This is a genomic window from Micromonospora thermarum, assembly GCF_012034245.1.
GTDB lineage: Bacteria > Actinomycetota > Actinomycetes > Mycobacteriales > Micromonosporaceae > Micromonospora > Micromonospora thermarum.
Window position 1 is genome coordinate 35,214 of record NZ_JAATEO010000012.1, and the last position, 22,024, is coordinate 57,237.

At 73.6% G+C, this 22,024-nt stretch carries 24 protein-coding genes; 12 read left to right on the plus strand and 12 right to left on the minus strand.

Annotation, left to right across the window (positions count from 1 at the left end):
- The first annotated feature begins 37 nt into the window (after positions 1 to 37).
- From HCJ94_RS12995 to HCJ94_RS13005, 3 genes are read left to right on the plus strand one after another with little or no spacing between them, the layout of a single operon-like run.
- Positions 38 to 1,057: an NAD(P)/FAD-dependent oxidoreductase gene (locus HCJ94_RS12995; protein WP_168001261.1), complete on the plus strand. Its 1,020-nt coding sequence runs from the start codon at positions 38 to 40 to the stop codon at positions 1,055 to 1,057.
- 60 nt (positions 1,058 to 1,117) lie between these two features.
- Positions 1,118 to 1,672, plus strand: coding sequence for a Uma2 family endonuclease (locus HCJ94_RS13000; protein WP_168001262.1), 555 nt, complete (start codon positions 1,118 to 1,120; stop codon positions 1,670 to 1,672).
- Between the two features lie 10 nt (positions 1,673 to 1,682).
- Positions 1,683 to 2,477, plus strand: coding sequence for a class I SAM-dependent methyltransferase (locus HCJ94_RS13005; protein WP_309227247.1), 795 nt, complete (start codon positions 1,683 to 1,685; stop codon positions 2,475 to 2,477).
- 12 nt (positions 2,478 to 2,489) lie between these two features.
- On the opposite strand, the gene HCJ94_RS13010 is transcribed toward HCJ94_RS13005, so the two are convergent.
- The gene (locus tag HCJ94_RS13010; protein WP_168001263.1) at positions 2,490 to 2,744 is read right to left on the minus strand and encodes a hypothetical protein; all 255 of its coding nucleotides are present in this window, start codon (positions 2,742 to 2,744) and stop codon (positions 2,490 to 2,492) included.
- Between the two features lie 128 nt (positions 2,745 to 2,872).
- Here HCJ94_RS13010 and HCJ94_RS13015 point away from each other — a divergent pair, with 128 nt between their 5' ends.
- On the plus strand, positions 2,873 to 3,388 hold the full coding sequence (locus HCJ94_RS13015; RefSeq protein WP_168001264.1) for a hypothetical protein: 516 nt from the start codon (positions 2,873 to 2,875) through the stop codon (positions 3,386 to 3,388).
- 31 nt (positions 3,389 to 3,419) lie between these two features.
- Here HCJ94_RS13015 and HCJ94_RS13020 read toward each other — a convergent pair whose 3' ends face one another.
- Positions 3,420 to 5,483 (minus strand): DUF4153 domain-containing protein, encoded by a 2,064-nt coding sequence (locus tag HCJ94_RS13020; RefSeq protein ID WP_309227248.1) that lies wholly within the window; start codon positions 5,481 to 5,483, stop codon positions 3,420 to 3,422.
- Between the two features lie 207 nt (positions 5,484 to 5,690).
- Between HCJ94_RS13020 and HCJ94_RS13025 the strand changes: the two genes are divergently transcribed.
- Complete coding sequence (locus HCJ94_RS13025) at positions 5,691 to 6,500, plus strand: hypothetical protein (RefSeq protein WP_168001266.1); 810 nt, start codon at positions 5,691 to 5,693, stop codon at positions 6,498 to 6,500.
- Between the two features lie 100 nt (positions 6,501 to 6,600).
- On the opposite strand, the gene HCJ94_RS30125 is transcribed toward HCJ94_RS13025, so the two are convergent.
- From HCJ94_RS30125 to HCJ94_RS13040, 4 genes are all read right to left on the minus strand, one after another.
- The gene (locus tag HCJ94_RS30125; protein ID WP_373684282.1) at positions 6,601 to 6,969 is read right to left on the minus strand and encodes a dihydrofolate reductase family protein; all 369 of its coding nucleotides are present in this window, start codon (positions 6,967 to 6,969) and stop codon (positions 6,601 to 6,603) included.
- Positions 6,970 to 7,023: 54 nt separating this feature from the next.
- Entirely contained in the window at positions 7,024 to 7,305 is a 282-nt protein-coding gene (locus tag HCJ94_RS30130; protein WP_240944187.1) for a hypothetical protein, read from the minus strand.
- A gap of 100 nt (positions 7,306 to 7,405) precedes the next feature.
- Positions 7,406 to 8,638, minus strand: a complete 1,233-nt coding sequence (locus tag HCJ94_RS13035; protein ID WP_168001392.1) for an RNA polymerase sigma factor — start codon at positions 8,636 to 8,638, stop codon at positions 7,406 to 7,408.
- The gene (locus HCJ94_RS13040) at positions 8,635 to 9,009 is read right to left on the minus strand and encodes a YciI family protein (protein ID WP_168001267.1); all 375 of its coding nucleotides are present in this window, start codon (positions 9,007 to 9,009) and stop codon (positions 8,635 to 8,637) included. Before HCJ94_RS13040 ends, HCJ94_RS13035 begins: the two co-directional genes overlap by 4 nt.
- 603 nt (positions 9,010 to 9,612) lie before the next feature.
- Here HCJ94_RS13040 and HCJ94_RS13045 point away from each other — a divergent pair.
- The 3 genes from HCJ94_RS13045 to HCJ94_RS13055 all read left to right on the plus strand — a co-directional run bounded on the left by HCJ94_RS13045 (position 9,613) and on the right by HCJ94_RS13055 (position 13,053).
- Positions 9,613 to 9,882 (plus strand): hypothetical protein, encoded by a 270-nt coding sequence (locus HCJ94_RS13045; RefSeq protein ID WP_168001268.1) that lies wholly within the window; start codon positions 9,613 to 9,615, stop codon positions 9,880 to 9,882.
- Positions 9,882 to 10,919, plus strand: coding sequence for a hypothetical protein (locus HCJ94_RS13050; protein WP_168001269.1), 1,038 nt, complete (start codon positions 9,882 to 9,884; stop codon positions 10,917 to 10,919). Before HCJ94_RS13045 ends, HCJ94_RS13050 begins: the two co-directional genes overlap by 1 nt.
- A 175-nt stretch (positions 10,920 to 11,094) precedes the next feature.
- A complete protein-coding gene (locus tag HCJ94_RS13055) occupies positions 11,095 to 13,053 on the plus strand; it encodes a GTP-binding protein (RefSeq protein ID WP_168001270.1) in 1,959 nt (652 codons plus the stop codon).
- A gap of 2 nt (positions 13,054 to 13,055) precedes the next feature.
- Here HCJ94_RS13055 and HCJ94_RS13060 read toward each other — a convergent pair whose 3' ends face one another.
- Positions 13,056 to 13,586, minus strand: coding sequence for an SRPBCC family protein (locus HCJ94_RS13060; protein ID WP_168001271.1), 531 nt, complete (start codon positions 13,584 to 13,586; stop codon positions 13,056 to 13,058).
- The gene (locus HCJ94_RS13065; protein WP_309227249.1) at positions 13,586 to 13,897 is read right to left on the minus strand and encodes an ArsR/SmtB family transcription factor; all 312 of its coding nucleotides are present in this window, start codon (positions 13,895 to 13,897) and stop codon (positions 13,586 to 13,588) included. The genes HCJ94_RS13060 and HCJ94_RS13065 overlap by 1 nt, the downstream gene beginning before the upstream one ends.
- Positions 13,898 to 13,984: 87 nt before the next feature.
- On the opposite strand from HCJ94_RS13065, the gene HCJ94_RS13070 reads away from it, so the two are divergent.
- Positions 13,985 to 14,914: an LLM class F420-dependent oxidoreductase gene (locus HCJ94_RS13070; RefSeq protein ID WP_168001273.1), complete on the plus strand. Its 930-nt coding sequence runs from the start codon at positions 13,985 to 13,987 to the stop codon at positions 14,912 to 14,914.
- 49 nt (positions 14,915 to 14,963) lie between these two features.
- On the opposite strand, the gene HCJ94_RS13075 is transcribed toward HCJ94_RS13070, so the two are convergent.
- Positions 14,964 to 15,350 carry a hypothetical protein gene (locus HCJ94_RS13075; RefSeq protein ID WP_168001274.1) on the minus strand — a complete coding sequence of 129 codons (387 nt, stop codon included), beginning with the start codon at positions 15,348 to 15,350 and terminating at the stop codon, positions 14,964 to 14,966.
- A gap of 192 nt (positions 15,351 to 15,542) precedes the next feature.
- Here HCJ94_RS13075 and HCJ94_RS30135 point away from each other — a divergent pair, with 192 nt between their 5' ends.
- The 3 genes from HCJ94_RS30135 to HCJ94_RS31180 all read left to right on the plus strand — a co-directional run bounded on the left by HCJ94_RS30135 (position 15,543) and on the right by HCJ94_RS31180 (position 18,059).
- A complete protein-coding gene (locus HCJ94_RS30135; RefSeq protein ID WP_168001275.1) occupies positions 15,543 to 15,734 on the plus strand; it encodes a D-arabinono-1,4-lactone oxidase in 192 nt (63 codons plus the stop codon).
- A 110-nt stretch (positions 15,735 to 15,844) separates the two neighbouring features.
- Positions 15,845 to 17,344 carry a heavy-metal-associated domain-containing protein gene (locus tag HCJ94_RS13085; protein WP_168001276.1) on the plus strand — a complete coding sequence of 500 codons (1,500 nt, stop codon included), beginning with the start codon at positions 15,845 to 15,847 and terminating at the stop codon, positions 17,342 to 17,344.
- Positions 17,337 to 18,059: an NUDIX hydrolase gene (locus HCJ94_RS31180; protein ID WP_168001277.1), complete on the plus strand. Its 723-nt coding sequence runs from the start codon at positions 17,337 to 17,339 to the stop codon at positions 18,057 to 18,059. The genes HCJ94_RS13085 and HCJ94_RS31180 overlap by 8 nt, the downstream gene beginning before the upstream one ends.
- A 53-nt stretch (positions 18,060 to 18,112) precedes the next feature.
- Here HCJ94_RS31180 and HCJ94_RS13095 read toward each other — a convergent pair whose 3' ends face one another.
- The 3 genes from HCJ94_RS13095 to HCJ94_RS13105 form a co-directional block, all read right to left on the minus strand.
- Positions 18,113 to 19,252 (minus strand): site-2 protease family protein, encoded by a 1,140-nt coding sequence (locus HCJ94_RS13095; RefSeq protein WP_168001278.1) that lies wholly within the window; start codon positions 19,250 to 19,252, stop codon positions 18,113 to 18,115.
- Between the two features lie 196 nt (positions 19,253 to 19,448).
- Positions 19,449 to 20,372: a L,D-transpeptidase gene (locus HCJ94_RS13100; RefSeq protein WP_168001279.1), complete on the minus strand. Its 924-nt coding sequence runs from the start codon at positions 20,370 to 20,372 to the stop codon at positions 19,449 to 19,451.
- A 79-nt stretch (positions 20,373 to 20,451) separates the two neighbouring features.
- A complete protein-coding gene (locus tag HCJ94_RS13105; RefSeq protein ID WP_168001280.1) occupies positions 20,452 to 21,897 on the minus strand; it encodes an alpha-amylase in 1,446 nt (481 codons plus the stop codon).
- Positions 21,898 to 22,024 lie beyond the last annotated feature (127 nt).

Here is a 22,024-nt window from a genome sequence, read left to right on the forward strand (position 1 = left end):
GGCGGTCCCCGCATGGTTGGCGCGGGAGGTGGTCAGGATGACCGATCAGCTGAGCAGGGACTACGACGTGGTGGTGGTCGGCGGCGGCGCCGCCGGGTTGAACGGGGCGCTGATGCTCGCCCGGGCGCGCCGATCGGTGGTGGTGATCGACGCCGGCGCGCCGCGGAACGCGCCGGCCGACGGGGTGCACGGGCTGCTCGCCCGCGAGGGCATGCCGCCTGCCGAGCTGCTGGAGCGCGGCCGGGCCGAGGTGCGGGGGTACGGCGGCCACGTGGTGACCGGCGAGGTCGACACCGCGACGCGCGACGGCGACGGGTTCGCCGTGACGCTGGCCGACGGGCGGTCGGTGCGGGCGCGTCGACTGCTCGTGACCACCGGACTGGTGGACGAGCTGCCGGGCGTCGCCGGACTGCGGGCGCGCTGGGGCCGGGACGTGATCCACTGCCCGTACTGCCACGGGTGGGAGGTGCGTGACCGGGCGATCGGCGTGCTGGCCACCGGCCCGATGTCGGTGCACCAGGCGCTGCTGTTCCGCCAGTGGAGCGCCGACGTCACGTACTTCACGCACATGTCCACCGGCCCGGACGAGGAGCAGGCGGAGCAGCTCGCGGCCCGCGGCATCCGGGTGGTGACCGGCACGGTCGCCGCGCTGGACGTCGCCGACGACCGGCTCGTCGGGGTACGGCTCGGCGACGGAACCGTCGTCGAGCGGGACGCGCTGGCGGTCGGGGCGCGGATGGTGGCGCGGGCCGGGTTCCTGGCCGGTCTCGGGCTGCGGCCGGTGGAGCACCCGAGCGGGATGGGCGAGCACGTCCCGGCCGACCCGACCGGTCGTACCGACGTACCCGGGGTGTTCGTGGCCGGGAACGTCACGGACCTGTCGGCGCAGGTGGGGGCCGCCGCGGCGGGTGGCGCGCTCGCGGCGGCGATGATCAACAGCGACCTGGTCGCGGAGGAGACCCGGCAGGCGGTCGACGCCCGGCGGGAGCGGTTCTCGGCCGAGTCCGAGGCGCGGGTCGCCGAGCTGGTGGCGGGGGACCGCCGCCACGGGCTGTGAACGAGGGAACCGGCGTGGCTGAGCGAAGGGCCGGACGAGTACGGCGCCTAGGATGAGCCCATGAGCGCAGAGGCCGTCGGCAGGCACATGCCTGCTGTTGTGACGCTCGAGGATCTGGCTGCCATGAACGCCGCCGATCCCAACGGTCACCGGTACGAGACGAGCCCCGAGGGGGTGCTGTCGGTCATGCCGCCGCCGGACTCGGAGCACGCGATGATCGCCAGCCGGCTGATGGCGTGGCTCATCATCGCCGGGTGGCCCGCCGAGCAGGTTCTCCAGGCCGCCGGCCTCCGGGTGCCCGGTCGCGACGGTGTCGGCGGCCGCATCCCCGACCTCACCGTGTGGCGCAAGCCGCCGCCGCGGAGCGTCTGGTCCGTCGCGGCGGACGTCGCGCTGGTGGTCGAGATCGTCTCGCCGGGCTCCGAGGCGATCGACTCGGTCACCAAGGTCCGGGAGTACGCCGCGGCGGGCATTCCCCGCTACTGGATGGTGGACCGCGACAGCGGGCAGACCGTGACCCTGTATCGGCTGTCGGAGCGCGGTCACTACGAGGAGCAGGCCAGGATGCCCCTGTCCTGGTTGCTCCAGACGGCCCCGGGCGAGCACCTCGACTAGGAGGCCAGCCGTGGTCAGGCCGGTGTGGGCGGACGGTGCGACGTACGAGGCGTACGTGGGTCGGTGGAGCCGGCGCGTCGCGGAGGAGTTCGTCGGCTGGCTGGACCGCCCGGCAGGCCTGCGCTGGCTGGACGTGGGTTGCGGCACCGGTGCCCTGACCTCGACCGTGCTGGCGGTGGCGGATCCCGCGCGGGTCACCGGCGTCGACCCGTCCGACGGGTTCCTCGCCCACGCCCGTTCGACGGTCGATGACGCCCGAGCCGCCTTCCAGGTCGGCGACGCCCGCTCACTACCGATACCGGACCGCGACGTCGACGTCGTCGTCAGCGGGCTCGCGCTCAACTTCGTGCCCGAGCCGGGGCGGGCCGTGGCCGAGTTCGCGCGGGTCCTCCGGCCGGGCGGTGTGGCCGCCGCGTACGTCTGGGACTACGCCGAGGGCATGCAGATGATGCGTCACTTCTGGGACGCGGTCGCCGTGCTCGATCCCGCCGCGGCGGAACTGGACGAGGGGCCGCGCTTCCCGGTGTGCCGCCCGGAGCGGCTGGCCGCACTGTGGACCGACACCGGGCTGCGGGACGTGTCCGTCCGGGCCGTCGAGGTGCCGACGGTGTTCGCGGACTTCGACGACTACTGGCAGCCGTTCCTGGGTGGACAGGGTGCGGCACCCACCTATGTCACGTCGCTGACCGAGGCGGACCGCACCGAGCTGGCCGACCTGCTGGCCACCCGCCTGCCGGCCGAGCCGGACGGGTCGATCCGCCTCACCGCCCGCGCCTGGGCCGTCCGGGGAACCGCGACCCACTGAGCGCCGCCGGACTCACTCCGCTTCGATGCCGCCAGCCCGCAGAATCTGGCGGACCCGCTCGCGGGTGTAGCCGGTGACCCGGACGATGTCCACTTGCCGCATCCCGCCCCGTGCGGCGTCGACAATTGCCTCGGCGAGCCGCGAACGGGCCTCGGCCACGTCGTTCCGCGCGTCCGTAACGAGCTGCTCCGCTTGGGCCTGGCCGTCCACCACGGCTGCCCGCGCCTCTTCGTAGGCCCGGACCGCAGCCGCCAGGTCGTCCGTCACGCGGCCATCGTCCCACGTTGGATCTTGGCCAACTGAGCGGAGATTCGATTAGGCCAAATAGTACTTGCATCATTTGGCGTTATGGGGGAGGCTGGAAGGCGCATCGGCAATGCGGCGAAGGGGGCATCTTGACAGCTCAACCTGGCAGCCTGCCCGCCCTGCCAGCGTGCGCGCGGCCGGCTGACGTGCGGATCGAGGTGTACGGCGGCGACAGCTTGGACGCGTCCGTCTACGTCTGCCGGCAGCACGTGACCCTGAGTGCGGCGGCTCTCGACGCGTACGGCTGGCGGGCGGAACCGGCCGCCGTCCGTCCGCTCGTGACGAGGCCGTGCGGGTACGCGTACCGCTATCCCACCGGTCGTCTCGCGGACCTCGCCCATCCGCACTGGTGCGACCGGCGTGGTTGCCTCGACCGCCACCGCCACCGGTCGCTCCGCCTGCCGGTCACCAGCGGACGGCCGGAGGCGTCGATCGCCGAGGTCTCGCTCTCGCAGGGGCTGACGGCCGGGCTGGAACCGGTGATCGCGCTGGCCGTCGCCGATGCGGGCAACCACGAGGTGACGCTGTCGTTGGGGCAGGGGCGCGTGCTGTCGTACCAGGTGCGGCGCCTACTCGATCTCACCAGCCGACGTCGGGGCCGCTGACGGAGGCCGGGGTCGAGGCGGTGCCGCCGGGTCAGCGGGGGCGGCGGGTCTTCGGCAGGTCGAACTGGTCGGCGGCCTTGCAGTCGCTCGGTCCGCCGACGGCGCCGGGGCCGACCCGCTCCAGCGCCTGCCGAGCGCGGACCCGGCCCAGGTTCCAGGCGTACCAGGGGTCCGGTTCGTCGAGGTCGTCGGCGATCCAGCTCAGGGTGCAGCGGCGTACCGGGTCGGGCAGCTTGGCCAGGGCGGGCGTCGCGTCGGCCGAGAGGGCCCGGAGGTACCAGGCGTCGATCTTCCCGGTCGCCTGGTAGCGGGCGATGTTGCGACCGGCGGCGTAGTCCTCCGGGTTGAGGACGGCCAGGCCGAGCAGCATGACCACGGCGAGCGCCACGGTCGCGCGCGGGATCCAGCCGCCCTTCCAGCGCAGCCCGGCGACGAGGATCATCAGGAAGACCGTGCCGAGGAGCAGTTCGAACGCCATCACGAAGAGACGTTCGCCCGTGAAGCTGTAGACCTTCTGGTACGTGTACATGCGGGACAGCGCCGAGATCACGATGACGACGCTGAGCGCGCTCAGCGCGCCGAGCAGGACGCGCAGCACGATCCGCTCGGCACGGCTCTCGCGCCGTGCCCAGCGGGCCACCCCACCGAGCACGGCGAGCGTCAGCAGGGTGACGGCGACGAGCTGCCAGAAGCCGCTGCGCGCGTACTCGGCGTAGCTGAGCCCGGCGGTGCGCAGCACGTGCCGCTGGCCGCCGAACAGCACGGTGAACTGCACCGCCACGAAGCCGGCGAACAGCAACGTCAGGGCCGTGATGACCGGTGCCCACTCCACCATGCCGAGGCTGCGCCGGGTCGGCCGGTCCACGCTGGACAGGTCCGGCGGCGCGGAGAGTGTCCAGACGGCCGCCACGACGCAGAACGCACCGACCGTGGCGAGGAAGATCCAGCGGAACACCGTACCGATGCTGACCTCGGGCACGATCGCGCCGAGGACCACCGAGAAGGCGCCGTCGGCCGACGCGAGCAGCGTGCCGAACACGATCAGCGCGGCGACGGTGGCCGCGACCGAGCCGACCATACGGCGGACCAGCCCCGGGTCGGCGCCGGACCGGAAGTGGGCCCGCACCCAGGGCAGGCCCCGGATCGCCGCGACCGGTCCCGCGACGAGGCTGAACAGGATCGACCGGACGCCCCGACCGCCGATCACGGCGAGGGCCGCGCAGCCGAGCGCGCCGAGGACGCAGAACGTCACCAACCACCACGCGTTGCGCAAGGCCAGCACCGCCAGCAGCGCCAGCGCGGCGGCGGCCCAGCCGGCGCGGACCCACCGCTCGGTGCGCGGCAGTTCGGTGACCGCGCGGCGGATCGCGATCACCACGCCGACGGTCAGGGCCAGCCAGCCCAGGAACCAGCCGATCCCGGTGCGGCTGAGCGGCACGAAGAACGCCAGCCCGAGGGCGCCGGCGAGGACCGCGGCGGGCACCGCGCGCCCCTGCGCGGGCTTCGGCCCGGGCCAGTGCCGCTGGAACCACGACGGCCCCGGCGGTGCCGGCCGGTAGAAACCACCGGACATCCCCGGGTACGGCGGAACGCCGGGCCGGCCGGGCCCCGTGGCGTACGGCATGGGGTGACCGGGTGCGGGTTGGGCCGTCACCGTGGCGACGGACGCCGCTGCCGGGCCAGCGGTCGGGGGAGTGGCGCCGGCCGGGGACGCGCCGGCCGAGGCGGACGTGCCGCCGGGAGCCGCCGACGTGGCGGCCGTAGCGCCGCCGGTGGCCGTCGGAGCGGCGTCGGCTGCCGACGCGGCCGGTGCGGCTTCGGTCACCCGGGCACCGCCGGTCGTCAGGGGCACGGCGACCGGGGCGGTCGGCGTCGTGGCCGCCGGAGCGCCGGCCGGCACCAGGGGGAGGAACACCGCGTAGCCGCGGGTGCCCACCGGGAGGTTGACCGGGATCGCCCACGCCGGCTGGCCCTCGGGCCAGGGGAAGGCGCCAAGAGCGTCGGCGGTGGCGGGCACGGCCAACAGGTACGGCGGGGTGCTGCCGCCGGCGGAATCCTCGGCGGGCGGTCGGGGCGCCGGTGGTGGCTGGGTCACGGCACACTCCTTGATCACGGGGTGGGCACACTGTACGGCTCCTCCGCCCGCCCCGCCGCCCCGCCTTCCGCGCCGGCGCACCCGCCGGCGCACGCACCGCGCGCCCGCCGCCGTGACCGGAACCGGTCAGCGTCCACTTCGGGACTGAGCCGTCCTCACCTTCCGCGCGACCCTCACCGGTGAACCCCGAACCTGATCGGAGGACCGATGACGACCCATCCCCGATGGCGGTCGACCGGGGCCACGCTGGTCGTGGCCGTGATCGCCGCCCTGGTCGCCGCCCTGCTGCCCGCCTCGCCGGCGCTCGCCCTGCCCTCGGGCAGCGGCTGGTCGGCCTCGTGGAGCTACTACCACCCCACCGCCTACCAGTACGCGGGCACGCTGCCCGGCGTACGGCTGACCGGCTACGCCACCGACAACTCGGGCGTCTCGAGCACCCTCGGCACGATCGAGGACACCGCCAACGACAGCCGCTGCGCCCGCGTCATGCTCTACGCCAACGGGGTCGGCTACATCGCCGACCGGACCACCTGCGGCAACGGGAGCTACCTCACCTACAGCACGGTCAGCTACCAGCAGGGGCTGCTCGTGATCGTCTACCGGATGATCCAGGGGACGAGCACCCACGACAAGGGCTTCCACCTCTACATCCCGCCCTCACTGAGCGACGCGCAGTTGCGGACGGTCGGCACCGGCGCGAGCTGGTCGTACTACACCTCGACCTCGTTCCAGTACTCGATCATCCGTCCCGGTGTACGGCTGACCGGCTACGGCTCGCACCAGTACACCGACCAGCGCTCGTCCCTGAACACAGTGGAGAAGACGGCGACCACGCTCGGCTGCGCCAGCGGGCGGGTCACCGGCGGGACCACCACGAGCGGCAGCACCTGCGCGAACGGTGGCAGCACGTCGTTCACGCGGTTCGACCACACGAACAACCTGGAAGCCTCCGCCTGCTACCAGCCGACCCTCGGCACCCAACGCTGCCTGGCCCTGAACATCCCCGAACCCTGGTAACGCCACCCTCCACACGCGATCTTGCAGTTTCCGCCCCCGCAGATCGGTCCTAAAGCCGCAAAAAGAGGGCCGAAACTGCAAGATCGCGGCGAAGGGTGGGTTAGGACAGGACTGCCGTGGGGCCGCCGGTGCTGCCGCGGTCGTCCAGGAGCAGGGGGGTGGGGCCGGTGACCTTGTAGCGGATGTGGGTTACGTCGGGGGAGGGGACGACTCGGGTCGGGGTCAGTTCGATGGCTTCCTTCTCGCCGAGGTTCAGGTCGGCGTCGAGCAGCCGCAGGCCGGTGCCCAGCACGACCGGCACGATGTGCAGCTCCAGCTCGTCGAGCAGGCCGGCGGCGAGGACCTGCCGGACCAGGCTGCCGCCGCCGGCCACCGCCACGTTCTTCCCACCGGCGGCGGCGCGGGCCTGCGCGACGGCGCTGGCGATGCCGTCGGTGACGTACGTGAAACTGGTGCCGCCGTCGCGCACCAGGGTCTCCCGGGGCCGGTGGGTGACGACGAAGACGGGCGCCCGGAACGGCGGCTACGCACCCCAGGGCACCTCGCCGCCGTCGGCCATGCGGCGGCCCATGACGTACGCGCCGGCCGCGGCGAAGCTCTCGGCGACGATCTCCGAGTTGGTGTCGTGCGTGCCGCCGCCGAAGCCCTGCCGCTCGCGCCAGGCCATGGCGTCGGTCACCCACCGGGTGACGCGGAAGAAGCCGGCCGCCTCCGCCGACTCCATCCAGTGGCCGTCGCCGGTGTGGCGGGGGCCGGCGTAGAACCCGTCCAGCGACACGGACAGCTGTGCGGTCACCTTGGTCATCGCGGATCGTCCCTCTCGTCTGCGGGCACCTCGTGGTGCCTGTTCGCGGAGGGATCGGAGCGGGCGCGGGTCGTTCGACACGGCGTTGATGTGACCCGGCTCACATCAGCCGGGCGGCCTGCCGGACGAGGAAACGCCGCTCGGGCAGGCTGCCGGCGAGCCGGGCCGCCTCCCGCCACTCCCGGGCGGCCGCCTCCCGCTCACCGGCCCGCTCCAGCAGGTGCGCGCGGACCGCCAGCAGCCGGTGGTGCCCCGCGAGCGGCCCGTCCGCCAGCTCCCGCACCAGGTCCAGACCGGCGGCCGGCCCCCGCACCATACCGAGCGCGACCGCCCGGTTCAGGGTCACGGCCGGGCCGGGGGCGAGCCGTTCCAGCAGCTCGTACAGGCCCAGGACCTGCGGCCAGTCGGTCTCCTCGGCGGACGGCGCCTCGGCGTGCACGGCGGCGATGGCGGCCTGCACCTGGTACGGGCCGACCGGCGCGGTCGACAGCGCATGGGTCAGCAGCGCGGTGCCCTCGGCGATCGCGGAGCGGTCCCAGCGGGTCCGGTCCTGCTCGGCCAGCGGCACCAGCTCGCCCTCCGGCCCGGTACGGGCCGGTCCCCGCGCCTCGGTCAGCAGCATCAACGCGAGCAGGCCGGCCACCTCACCGTCGGCGGGCAGCCGCCGGTGCAGCCGCCGGGTCAGGCGGACGGCCTGCCGGGTCAGGTCGACCCGGCGCAGCGCGGGCCCGCTGCTGGCCGCGTACCCCTCGTTGAAGATCAGGTAGAGCACGTGCAGGACCACCGTGAGCCGTGGCTCCCGCTCCGGCTCGGGTGGCAGTGCGAAGCGGGCACCCGCCTCCCGCAGCCGCTGCTTGGCCCGCACGATGCGCTGCGCCATCGTCTTCTCGGGCACCAGGAAGGCGGCGGCGATCTCCGGGGTGGTCAGCCCGCCGACCGCCCGCAACGTCAGCGCCACCTGCGCCGACGGTCCCAGCGCCGGGTGGCAGCAGAGGAACAGCAGTTCCAGCAGGTCGTCGCGGGCGGGCTCGGCGTCCGGCGGCGGCGCGAGCAGTGCGTCGCGGGGTGTCGCGTCGACGGCGGCCCGCTCCCGGCGCTGGCGGGCGGCGTCGGCGCGTACCTGGTCCACGTAGCGGCGGGCGGCCACCGTCCGCAGCCAGCCCGCCGGGTGCTCCGGCACGCCGTCGGCGGTCCAGGTCTCGAACGCCGCGAGCAGGGCCTCCTGCACGGCGTCCTCGGCGCGGGTGAAGTCGCCGTACCGGCGTACGAGGGCGCCGAGGACCTGCGGCGCGAGGTCGCGCAGCAGGTCGCCGACGCGGTCGTCGCCGGTCAGAGGTCACCGCCGGTGCCGGTCATCAGCGGCCACACCTCCAGGCCGCCGCCGCTGCGGCCGCTGCCGAACCGCAGGGCCGGGTACGACCGCGCGATCTCCAGCGCCCGCTCCTCGCTGTCGACGTCCACCACGAAGTACGAGCCCACGTACTCCTTCGCCTCCAGGTAGGGGCCGTCCGTGACCACGGGCGCGTCGCCCACCATGCGGACCGACCGGGCCCGGGACACCAGCCCCTGGCTCTCCACCAGCTCGCCGGAGGCGCGCAGCGCCTCGTTGAACGCGTCGACCTCGCCGATCAGCGTGGTCAGGTCGCCGGCGGGCAGACTGTTCCAGATCTCCTCGTTGCCGTAGATCAGCATCAGGTACTTCACCGCAGGCTCTCCTCTCGACGCACGTCATGCGGCGTGCCGCAACCAGCTGGGCGACACGACGGAGTCGGATACCGGACAGGACGCCGGGCACCTCGCCGTCGCACTGTTGTAGCAGGTGAGAGGCGTAAGGATGGCGGGCCACATCCCGATCCTCGGGCCCGGCGGGGACAGCACCGTTCCCGCCGACACCGCCGCCACCGAGCCCGGCCGCGTCGCCGCGGCAAATCCGGCGCAGCGCACCGCCGGCTCCGCCCCACGGGCCGCGCTCCGCCCGACACCGGGCCCGGGCGCCCGGGCCCGGTGTCGCCTCCGGACACCGACGTCGCCACCTTCGACAGTTCCGACCCGCCGCGCCGACGCGGCCGGAACGACCGCTGCCCACCGCCGTCGCGCACGGCGCCGCGCAGGACCAGACCCTACCCGTACGGCCGCACCGCCGGTCCCGCCGTCGCACGCGGGCCGGGCGGCCCGCCGTACCCGATGACCGGCCGCCGCGGGCTGACCCCGGCGGGGCCGGTCGCCGCCCGAGATCCACCCCCGGCCGGGCCGGCCGGGCGCGGAAGCCCGCCGGCCGCCGGTAGAAGAGCATGAGAGGAGACGGCGATGGCCGCTCCCACCGTGACCGCCGCCCTGAACGCGGCGGTCTACTCTCCCGGCGACCAGATGACGCTGACCGTGACGTACGGCGACGCGGACACCCGGCCGGTGACCGTCACGGTCGTCGTCACCGACGCCCAGGGCAACAGCAGCGCCCCGGCGCGGGTCACCGCCGTCATCGACCCGCTCACCGTCACCGTCACCGACGACTCCGGACGCATCTGGACGAAGCTCTCGGACAACGGCATGGTGGCCGTCTACCGGGCGGTGGCGTGATGCCCCGGGTCACCGTCACGGTGCGCGACAACGGCGGGCGCACCGCCACCGCCACCGCCGACTACACGATCGCCCCGCCGGTGCTCGGCGGCTACTACCTCGCCGGTAACGCCGACCCGACGGCCGACATGGCGGGCGGCAACATCCGCTCGCTGACCCAGTACCGCAGCTTCGCCGACGGCTACGTCTTCCCCGGCTGGAACCGGCCGTGGCTGGTCGACCTCGGCAAGGCCGGAGTGAAGATCAACATGGTGCTGGAGCTCAAGCACTACGGCGCCCCGAACACCGACGCGCAGACCTTCACCGTGGACGGCGTGCGCTACACCGTCCCGGCGCCCGCCATGACCATCCAGCAGCGGCCCGGGACGACCTGGCCGAGGGCGTACGGCTACAGCCAGGTGCTCGCCGGCCAGTGCGACGGGCTGTTCGCGCGGGCACTGTCGCAGTACCGGACGATGGGCTTCGGGGTGAACATCCAGCTCGCCTCCGAACTGGACACCGACCACGAGTTCGGCACCACCGAGGCGGGCAAGGCGTACACGTGGGCGGAGTCCGACGCCCGCGCGGTGCAGGCCGTCACGTACGTCGTCAACTGGTTCAAGGCGCGCGGCCTGCCCGCCGGCACCACCTTCTCGGTGGGACTGGGGGGCTTCGACCGGGCCTGCTACCAGCGCACCCACCCCGAGGCGCTGATGGCCAAGCTCGACTTCCTCCAGTGGAACGTCTACGCCACCGACCCCACCCACACCGCGCTGGCCCGCTTCCGCCGTACCAAGGACTGGGCGGTCGCCGACCTCGGCCCGGTCGCGCTCTCCCGGCCGGTCCTGATCGCCGAGTGGGGGGTCCGGGCGGCCGAGATCCCCGACCAGGCGGCGTGGATCCGCACCGTCCCGGCGGCCATCGCCACGCTCAACGCCGAGCGCGGACCCCGGATCGTACGGACGAACTACTTCAACTCCGGCTGGGGCACGCTCTCCCCGAAGGCGACCGGCCTGGCCGCCTTGAAGGCCGCGTACGCCACCCGGCCGTACGTGTGACACCGCGTGCCGGGCTCCGGTCGGCCCGGCGTCCGGCGGTAAATCGCTCGCCCGGACCCCCGGGATCTGCCAGCGTGGGCTACGACGGCACCACCGGCGACGGGAGCAGGGACGATGCGCGGACTCGAAAACTTCCTTCCCATCCGGATGCGAGCTTTCGAGGACCCGTCATCGCATGGAGACCGTCAACATCGGCATTCTGGCGCACGTCGACGCCGGTAAGACCAGCCTGACCGAGCGGCTGCTCTTCGACACCGGCGTCATCGACCGGCTCGGCAGCGTCGACGCCGGCACCACCCGCACCGACACCGGCGAGATCGAGCGCCGGCGCGGCATCACGATCCGCTCGGCGGTGGTCGCGTTCACCGCCGGCGGCCGCCAGGTCAACCTCGTGGACACCCCGGGGCACAGCGACTTCGTCGCCGAGGTGGAGCGGGCCCTCGGCGTGCTCGACGGCGCGGTCCTGGTGCTGTCGGCGGTCGAGGGCGTCCAGCCGCACACCCGCGTCCTCATGCGGACCCTGCGATCGCTGCGGCTGCCGACGCTGCTCTTCGTCAACAAGGTCGACCGTGCCGGCGCCCGCACCGAGCCGCTCGTCGCGGAGATCCGCCGGCTGCTCACCCCCGGCGTGGTGCCGATGGGCACGGTTCGCGGGGCCGGCACGCCGGCGGCCCGCGTCGAGGCGTACGACCAGCGCGACCCGGCCGCCGTGGTCGAGTGGGCCACCGTGCTCGCCGACCACGACGACGAGCTGCTCGCGGACCTGGTGGAGGAGCGCGCCCCCGACCCGGACCGGGTGGCCGCCGCCCTGCGGGCGCAGACCGCCGCCGGGCTCGCGTGCCCGTTGCTGTTCGGCTCGGCGATCACCGGTGCCGGCGTACCCGCGCTGGTCGCCGCGCTCGGCGACCTGCTGCCGCCCGCGCCGCCCGCCGAGCCCGACCTGCGGGCCCGGGTCTTCGCCGTCGAGCGCACCGAGCGCGGGGAGAAGGTCGCGCTGGTGCGCTCGTACGGCGGCGAGCTGGCCCGGCGGCAGCGGGTCACCGTGCACCGCCGGGAGCCGGACGGGCGGCTCGGCCGGCACCGCGCCCGGGTCACCGGCGTGACGGTCGTCGGCGCGCCCGACACCGGCGTGCTCACCGCCGGCCGGATCGCCCGGCTGCACGGGCTGCCCGGCGCGCGCATCGGCGACCAGCTCGGCACACCGGAGAACGGGAAGGCCGGACGGTACTTCCCGCCGCCGACCCTGGAGACGGTGATACGGGCGCGCCGGCCGGAGCAGGCGGAGGCGCTGCACGCCGCGCTGCTCGACCTCGCCGACGCGGACCCGCTGATCCGCACCCGACCGGCCCCGGGCGGCGGCACCGGGGTGCTGCTCTACGGCGACGTGCAGCGCGAGGTACTGGCGGCGACGCTCGCCGGGGCGTACGGGGTGGAGGCGGAGTTCACCCCCGGTGACCTGGTGCACGTCGAGCGCCTGGTGGGCGCCGGCGAGGCGGTGGAGATCATCGGCAACGGCTTCCTCGGCACGGTCGGCCTGCGGGTCGAGCCGGGGGAGGGGGTGACCTACCGGCTGGCCGTCGAGCTGGGCTCGTTGCCGCTCTCCTTCCACGCGGCGATCGAGGAGACCGTGTTCGCCGCGCTCGACCAGGGCGTGCACGGCTGGCCGGTCACCGACGTGGCGGTCACGCTGACGCACAGCGGGTACTGGTCGCCGGTGAGCACGGCCGGCGACTTCCGGGACCTCACCCCGTACGTGCTCATGCAGGCCCTGGCGCGGGCCGGCACCCGGGTCCACGAGCCGTGCCACCGGTTCGACTGCGAGGTGCCGGCCGACACGCTCGGGCCGGTCACGGCGTACCTGGCGCGGGTCGGCGGTCGGGTCGACGGCACCGAGCCGGGCGGCGACACCTGGCACGTGACCGGCGAGGTGCCGGCCCGGTGCGAGGCGCAGGTCCGCCGGCGGCTGCCCGACCTCACCCGGGGCGAGGGGCTGTGGTCCTCGGTGCCGCACGGCGACCGCCTCGTCGTCGGGGAGCCGCCCCGCCGGCCCCGCAGCGACGGGAACCCGTTCGACCGGGTCGAGTACACCCGCTTCCTCGCCCAGCGCCAGCTCGCCGCCACGGCGGGCCGGTGACGTCAGTTTCCGGTCAGCCGCTCCGCGTACGCGTCGCGCAGCCCCGGCCAGCCGAAGTCCATCGCCTCGGCGCCCCGGATCGGACCGACCGGGTCACCGGCGAGCAGGTGGTCGGCGACGTCGAGGCAGAGGTGCCAGCCGGCCGCCACCATCGGTGCCATGCCGCCGTCGGCCAGGGTGTGGCGCAGGGTCAGGCGGGTCCCGGTGGCGGTCTCGGTCAGTTCCCAGCACAGCAGGTCGTCGCCCCACGTGTACTCCAGGACGTGCGGGCGCTCGGCCCGGCGGACCGTGGCCCGGTGCCGCTCGGTGGTCTCACCGTCGATCATGGTGAGCGTCGTGTCGCCGGGGGAGCCCAGGTCGCGGTCGGCGAGGAACGGGGCCCACTCGGCGAGCCGGCCGGGCTCGGTCAGCGCCGACCACACCGCCTCCGGCGGGTGGCGCAGGTCGCGGACGAACACGACGGTGCGGCGACCGCCGCCGGTCTCCAGGGAGACGTCGGCCGGCGGGGTCGGGCGGAAGTCGGCGCGGTCCATCACGGCTCCTGACTGTCGAGGTGGCGTTCCAGGGCGTCCAGGTGGCTGGTCCAGAGCCGTCGGTACGGCGCCAGCCACCCGTCGACCGCCTGCAACGGCCGGACCTCGATCCGGTAGATGCGCTGCTGGGCGGCGGTGCGAGAGCTGACGAGGCCGGCCTCGCGGAGCACCCGCAGGTGCTTGGAGACGGTCGGCTGACTCACCCCGAGGTCGGTCACCAGCTCACCCACGCTGCTCTCGGCCCGGCGGAGCCGGTCGAGGATCCGGCGCCGGGTCGGCTCGGCGAGGACCGTGAAGGCGTCGGCTGTCACCCGCCCATATTCCGCCAGCGACATATGCCTGTCAAGGCATGTACGGTCGTCGGGCGTCGCCCCGGCGATCTCCCTATGCTCGGGACCATGGAACTGCGGATCTTCACCGAACCCCAGCAGGGCGCCACGTACGACGACCTGCTCGCCGTGGCCCGCCGCGCCGAGGAGACCGGCTTCGCCGCCTTCTTCCGCTCCGACCACTACCTGAAGATGGGCTCGGTGAGCGGCGAGCCCGGCCCGACCGACGCGTGGACCACCCTCGCCGGGCTGGCCCGCGACACCCGGTCGATCCGGCTCGGCACGCTGATGACGGCCGCCACCTTCCGGCTGCCCGGGCCGCTCGCGATCACCGTCGCCCAGGTCGACCAGATGAGCGGCGGCCGGGTCGAGCTGGGCATCGGCACCGGCTGGTACGCCGAGGAGCACACCGCGTACGGGATCCCCTTCCCGGCCCTCGCCGAGCGGTTCGACCGGCTGGAGGAGCAGCTCGCGGTCATCACCGGCCTGTGGGAGACCCCACCGGGCGGGACGTTCGACTTCGCCGGGCGCCACTACCCGGTCAGCGGCTCGCCGGCCCTGCCGAAACCGGTGCAGACCCCGCGCCCGCCGATCCTGCTCGGCGGCATGGGCCCCAAGCGCACGCCGCGCCTCGCCGCCCGCTACGCCGACGAGTTCAACCTGCCGTTCGCCTCGGTCGAGGACTCCGCCGCCCAGTTCGCGCGGGTCGGCGCAGCATGTGCCGACCTCGGGCGCGACCCGGCCACGATGACCTGGTCCAACGCGCTCGTGCTCTGCTGCGGGCGGGACGACGCCGAGGTGGCCCGCCGGGCCGCCGCCATCGGCCGGGAGCCGGACGAGCTGCGGGTCAACGGCCTGGCCGGCACCCCCGCCGAGATCGTCGACAAGATCGGCCGGTACGCCGAGACCGGCAGCCAGCGGATCTACCTCCAGGTGCTCGACCTCGCCGATCTGGACCACCTGGACCTGGTCGCCGCCGAGGTGCTGCCCAAGGTGTAGGGCCTGTCCCGGCGCGGCCCGGCGGTGACCGCCGTACGCGCCCTCGGGCTCAGCCCGCCCGGTGAGCGGCGGCGGGGTCGCGGAGCACGGTGTCGAGGCGGCCGTCGCGGTCGCTGTCGACGTACGTGACGTCGGGGACGCCGTCGCCGTCGAGGTCCACCTGCACCACGTCGGCGACGCCGTCCCCGTCCAGGTCGGTGACCACCTCGACGACGCCGCTCAGGTGGTGCGTGACGATGGACCGGCCCTCCGCGCGTGGCGGCGGCCCGGGGTGCGGCACCGGCGTCGGCGCGGGCGGCGGCGCCGGAGTCGGCTGCGGCCCGGGGGTGGTGTCCGGCGGCGCACTCGCCGGCAGCACACCGACCCCGGTCGGATCCATCTCCTCCTCGGAGGGGAAGACGTCGCCCCGCGGAGCGGGATCACGGTAACTACTCATCCGCCCCCATTTCCCCACCCGAGCCCGCGATAACCGCCCACCATCCCCCCGCCGCATCACCCCGCCTCCGGCTCGCTCCGTTGATCATGAAGTTAGCGGGCGATCTGGAGATCCAAGCACCCGCCAGCTTCATGATCGAGTGCGGGCGGCGCGGGGGCAGTCGCGCGGGCGGGTGAGGGAGGCGCGGGGGTCGTGACGGCCGTGGAGGCACGGCTCGCGCCGTTCACGCCGCGCCCGCACTGGGGCAAGGTCTTCGGGCTGGCGCCGGCCGCGGTCGCCGCGGCCTGGCCGCGGTACGCCGACTTCGTCGCCCTGGCGACCCGGCTGGACCCGACCGGCACGTTCCGCACCGAGCTGCTCGACCGCTACTTTCCCCGCCCCTGAGCGCCGGCGCCGACTGTCGGAAAGCCGCCTCCGCGCTTTTCGACTTCCCGACGGACCGGTTCCGTGATTGCCTCGTGAACGACATGGACGTCCACAAGGGATGGAATGACATGACCGACCCCTCCGGCACGGATCTCCGGCTGACGCCGATCGACAACCGGGCCCTGGCCCCGATCACGGTCGTCGCCCAGTGCCTGGACAACCAGTGGGTCACCCAGGACCTGCTCGCCCGGCTGGTCGCGCGGCGGGAGTCGTACCGGGAGGTGGAGCAGCGCCGCCGCCGCGACGCCCGAGCCGAGTACCTGCGCGCGATCCTCAACGCCGAGCAGGTGGTGGTGAACCGGGCGTACTTCTTCAACAACCCCGTCGTCCACCGCGACTTCACAACGGACGGGCCGCAGCGGGCGGCGTTCCGGGCGCTGCTGGCCGACGGCGTTCTCGTGCCGTTCCTCCTGCGCGAGCGCAGCCTGGCGGCGGAGCCCGGGTTCGGGGTGGACAGCGCGGGCTGGTCGGGCTGGTTGCGGCTGCTCGGCGAGGTGGACGAGGTCCGCTGCCTGCGGCTGTCGTGGGACGACGCGGAGAACGAGCGCCTCACCGAGCGCTGCATGTTCGCCGAGTTCCGTCGCTTCCTGCTCCAGCTCGCCGCCTTCGACCTCGAGGAGCTCCGGCGCGACCTTCGGCTGCCGGAGGAGAGCCGCCCGGTGCTGCGCCGGCGGATGCAGGAGGTGACGCTCTGGGCGGTGGAGGCGGAGCAGGCCACCCGGGAGGGGTTCTACCGGGAGTTCCTGGTGGAGCCCGGTACGAATCCGGCCGAGGGCCGGTTCCGTTCCGCGCCGCTGGTCGGCCAGCTCAAGCAGCTGGTCGACCTGCGTTACAACACCACGCTGCCGGACGCCGTCGACGGGTACGCGCTGATCCCCGCCGACTCCCTGCGCCGCACCGCCATGCAGGAGTACCGGCGGGAGCGGCCGCCGGACCGGAACCTGGACGACCTGCTCACCCTGGTCCGGACGCTGCGGCCGTACGCCTTCGACCTGGCCCAGCTGCCGCTGCGCCTCGACCTGACCGGGCTGGAGCTGCACCACGTCCGGCAGGCCCGGGACACCGACGAGTGGCGGGAGTACGTGGCCGCCCTGCGGGAGCTGCTCGCCGAGCCGCTCGACTTCGTCACCCGGGCGCAGCAGGTGTACGACCGCTATGTCGCCCTGGCCCAGCGGCTGGCGGGCATCGTCGGGGAACGGCGCCTGGAGCGGGCGCGGGCGTGGGAACCGGTGATCCGGGTGACGGTCGAGGTGCTGGGCAGCACCGCCTCGCTGGTCTTCGACGGTGATCCACGGGTGGAGCTGGTCGGTGACGTGGCCGCCGAGGTGGCCGGGCGGGGCGCCACCGCCGTGGTCCGCTTCGCCGTGGTCAACCGGGACCAGCGCCGCGCCGCCCGAGACCTCGGCACCGGAGTCGACGTTATGCGGGTACACCTCCAACGGGCCGGGGACGACTGGCGGGAGTTGGTGCGCCGGCTGCAGGAGACGGGATTCCCGGTCACCCCGGGTGACACGGGCCGCGACGACGAGCCGAACATCGACCGGCCGCAGGAGGACGAGGGTGAGTGAACCCTGGAGACAGTACGTCGAGCTGCGGCGGCGCCAGCCGGAACTCTTCGCCAACGCGCCCGGCTCGGCGGTGGAGATCCTGGACGAGCCGGAGCAGGTGGCGGCCGCGGAACAGGCCCGGGCGGCCGTCCTGCGCGCCCGTGGCCTGCCGCCGGAGTGGAGCCGGGCCGGGGTGGTCTACCGGGACGACTACGTGACGCTGGTCCGCGATCCGGTCCGCTTCCCGGGTGGCGTGCTCGGGACGTACCTCCGGTCGCTTCCCAGCAGCGGCGAGGACGGCCTGGTCGTGCTGCCGGTGCTCGACGGCACCGTCGTGCTGGTGGAGCACTTCCGGCACACCACCCGCCGGTGGCACCTGGAGGCGCCGCGTGGGTTCGGCGAGGCCGGTGTACCGCCGGAGGAACAGGCGGCGCGGGAGCTGCGCGAGGAGATCGGCGTCGCGCCGGCCCGCCTGGTCGACCTGGGGGTCCTGCATCCGGACACCGGCATCGCGACCAGCACGGTGCGGCTCTACGTGGCCGAGATAACCGAGCTGGGCGATCTGGCGGCCGAGGAGGGCATCCGCGCCGCCCGGACGTACCCGGCGGGGAGGGTCGGCGAGCTGATCCGCGACGGGCTGGTCACCGACTCGTTCACCATCGCCGCCTGGACCCGGGCGTGGCTGCGCGGCCTGCTGAGCGGCGGCCCGGGATCGGTCACGGGTACGGGTCGGTGATCCTCGGAGCTGTCCGGCCCGGGAGTCCCGGAGCTCCGGGCCCGCCTGGCTCCTTAGCGGCCGGGAGCCATCTGCTCCCGCATGCTGCCGCGCTGCACCGCCCGGCTGATGTCGCTCGGCGACACGATGCCCACCAGCCGGCCGTCGGCCACCACGAGCGCCCGCCCGTCGGCGCACTCGCTGAGCCGGGGCAGGAGATCGTTCAGCGACTCGTCGGGGGAGGCGAGCACCAGTTCGTCGGCCCGGCAGGAGACCTCGGCGAGGGTGGTGGCGCCGCGACGGTCGGCCGGGACGTCGCGCACCCGGTCGAGGGTGACCAGCCCGATCGGCCGCCCCTCCTCGGTCAGCGGCAGCGCCGAGTGCCGGTACGCGAACAGGTAGTTGTCGACGAAGTCGGCCACCGTCAGGTCCCCGGAGGCGGTCTGCGGCTGCGGCGTCATCACGTCCGCCACGCGGACGCCGCGCAGGGCGCTGCCCATCCGGGCCTGCCGCTCCTCCATCCCGGCGGCGCCGATGAGGAACCACCCGATCAGGATCAGCCAGAGCCCGCCGAAGCCGGCCCCGGCGAAGAACTGCCAGAACCCCAGGCCGATGAGCAGCGCGCCGAGCACCCACCCGGCCCGGGCGGCCACGACCGACGCCTTCGTCCGGTCGCCGGTCGCCTTCCAGACCGCCGCGCGCAGCAGCCGCCCGCCGTCGAGCGGCGCCGCGGGCAGGACGTTGAAGACGGCCAGCAGCATGTTGATGCCGGCCAGCCAGGCGAGGGAGCCGAGCAGCAGCCCCTCGGAGCCGGCCAGGGCCAGCACCACCGCGATGGCACCGAAGAACATGCCGATGAGCAGGCTCACCAGCGGGCCCACCCCGGCGATGCGCAGCTCCGCACCCGGGTTGGGCGCCTCGCCCTTCAGCTCGGCCACACCGCCGAAGAGCCACAGCGTGATGCCGCCCACCTGGAGCCCGTTGCGCTTGGCGACGATCGCGTGGGAGACCTCGTGGGCGAGCAGGCCGAGGAAGAAGACCACCGCCGCCGCGAGGCCCGCCGCGGCATACGCGATCCACGGCCGGTCGGGGTACGCGCGCGGGAACTGGTTGGCCGACAGCCCCCACGCGATGAGCAGGAAGATGACCAGGACGCTCCAGTTGACCCCGACGGGTACGCCCGCGATCCGGCCAAGCCGGAAACTCGCCCTCATGTTCCGGTCATACCCCCGGAGGCTGCCCCCATGCCAGGGTCGAACGTCACGCGTTCGCACTCCCTGACGGTGTCTTGTTCGAACCGGTCATCGATCAGCCCGACGAATACTGCGACATCGTCTATCGCCTCGACAGTTGGATCGACCCGCCGCAGGATTGTCCCGCGCGCCGGTCCGCTTCGTCGTGACCTGATCGTCACGCGGTCGGGGGTGGCTCCGGCAGTTCGTCGACGACCAGGACCTCGGTGCCGGGGCGTACCTCGGACAGCAGTTGCCGCTGCCCGCTCTTCGTCAGCCGGATGCACCCGTTGGTGGTGTTCCGGCCCAGCTCGCCGTCGTGGTACCAGCTGTGCAGCCCGATGTGCGCGCCGCGCAGGCCGCTCGGCACCGAGTCGGGGTCGTCGGGGATCGCACCGAGCGCGAAGATGTCCACCCCGCCGTACACCGAGTCGGGCGGCTCGGTGCGACCGAGGACGAAGGTCCGTCCCAGCGGGGTCTCCTGGCCGCTCTGCCCGAGGCTGACCTGCCACGACCGGACGGCCCGGCCGTCCCGGTACCACGTCAGCCGGTGGTGCCGGCGCTCCACCACGATCTGGTCGCGCAGGGGCACGGTGGTGAAGCCGCCCGGCGGCAGCCACGCCAGGGTGCGGTTGGCCGAGGGGAGCAGCACGGCCGTCCACCCGGTGCGGCGCTCGACCACGGGCATGGTCAGTTCGACGCCGTTGATGGTGGGGGCGAGGAAGGCCACCGGCTTCCCGCCGGGTTCGGTGTAGGCGGCGATCCGGCGGGTCGGGTGCACGCCTTCGGTCAGGGGCGCGGGGTCCAGCGGCTCCGGGTCGGCGGGGAAGCCGCGGGGTGCCGGGTCGTAGTCGACCACCGGCAGGTCGTCCGGCGCGGGCGCCGCTGCCGGCACGGTCTCCTCGGGTACGGGGGCCTCGGGGCCGTCCGGGGTCTCGGACTCCTCCGGTGCCGGCTGCTCCACGACCGGCTGGGCGGCCGGTGTGGGCTCCGGCTGCGGGGTCAGTCTCCAGCCGGTGATCCCGGCGGTCACCAGCAGCAGGGGTACGCCGACCGCGACGGCGGTCCAGCGGAGGCGCGAGCCGATTCGGTCAAACAGCACGAAACCACTCTAAGGGGTGTCGTGCCAGGAAGGGCCCCTTGTCGCGCAGAACGCGATGACAAGGGGCCTTCCGTGCACCTCAGCTCAGGCGGGCGCCCACGTGGATGGCGATCGCGTCGTGGGCGGGGACGGTGGCGGCGAACCAGCCGTTGGCGTCCACGGTGATCACCGGGCCGCTGCACGTCCCGTTGCTGTACGTGCCGTGGATGACGTCGCAGTACCGGCCGGCCGGCAGGCCGGTGTAGTAGGACCGGCCGGTGATCGCGAAGTCCTCGTCGTTGACGGTGAGGTAGCCCTTGCCGGTGCGGCTGAAGGCGATGTGCTGGTAGCCGTTGTCGTACCAGTTGGCGACCCCGGCACCCTCGGTGGCGTTGCGGAACCCGACCATGTTGGCGATGACCGGCCAGCGGTGCTCGCACTCCCAGCCGGAGTAGCAGGTGGTGTTGAGCGTCCGGCCGGAGGAGTCCTGCGGCGGGCCCTGGTCCCGGTTGCCGAAGGTGTAGCTGGACATGACCGTCGGCGACCCGTACGGCCAGGCCAGCATGAACGCGTTCGCGAGGGCGTAGATGCCCCGGTCGTTGTAGGTCAGCACCCCGCCGAAGTCGCGCTGGGTGTCGTGGTTGTCCACGAAGACCGCCGAGACCGAGCTCGGCAGGTGGCCCCAGCCCTCCCCGAAGTTCCGCAGGTAGGCCAGCCGCTCGGAGCGGAAGACGCGGGCGAGGTCCTTGCCGTAACGGAACTCGTGCACGTCACCGTTGCCGGTGTACTCGTTCGGCGTGATCGGCTCACCGGCGCCGTAGATGACCTCCTGCACGATGTACGCGGACCGGGAGAGCTTGGCCTTGATCGCCGCGATGTCGGCGGCCGGCATGTGCTTGCTGGCATCCATCCGGAACCCGTCGACGCCCAGCGACAGCAGGTCGTTGAGGTACGCGGCCAGCCGCGACCGGACGTACTCCGACTCGGTCTTCAGGTCGGCGAGGTTGACCAGTTCACAATTCTGGACCTCCCACCGGTCGCCGTAGTTGCTGATCTCGTTGCCGGGGCGGCCGCAGTAGTGGAAGTCCTGCGACTGGTAGGTGCCGGGGTAGTCGTAGTGGCTGAACGACGAACCGGCCCAACCGGTGCCCGGGGTGTCCTGCCCGGACATGTGGTTGACGACGGCGTCGACGATCACCTTGACGCCGGCGGCGTGGCAGGTGTCCACCATCGACGTGAACTGCGCGCGGGTGCCCTTGCGGGACTCGATCCGGTAGCTGACCGGCTGGTACGAGACCCACCACTCGGAGCGCCGGACGTGCTCCTGGGGCGGCGAGACCTGGACCCAGCCGTAACCCTTGGGGCCCAGCGTCGACTGGCACTCGCTCGCGACGGAGGTCCAGTTCCACTCGAACAGGTTGGCGATGACCTTCTTGGTGCCGGCCGGGGCCGCGGCGGCCGGGGGTGCCGCCACGACGGCCGGGAGCAGTACGCCCGCGATCGCGCCCAGGGCGACGATCGCCGACCGGAGTCGACGTCGATGCATCGGATTCTCCCTACGGGGGTGTGGGGGGATAGGTGGTGGTGGAGCCGTGGGAGGGTTTCCAGCTGCCGGTGTCTTGCACCGGAGGGCTGAAAGTTTCCGAAACTTTACAAGCGTGTTGCAAGGCCTG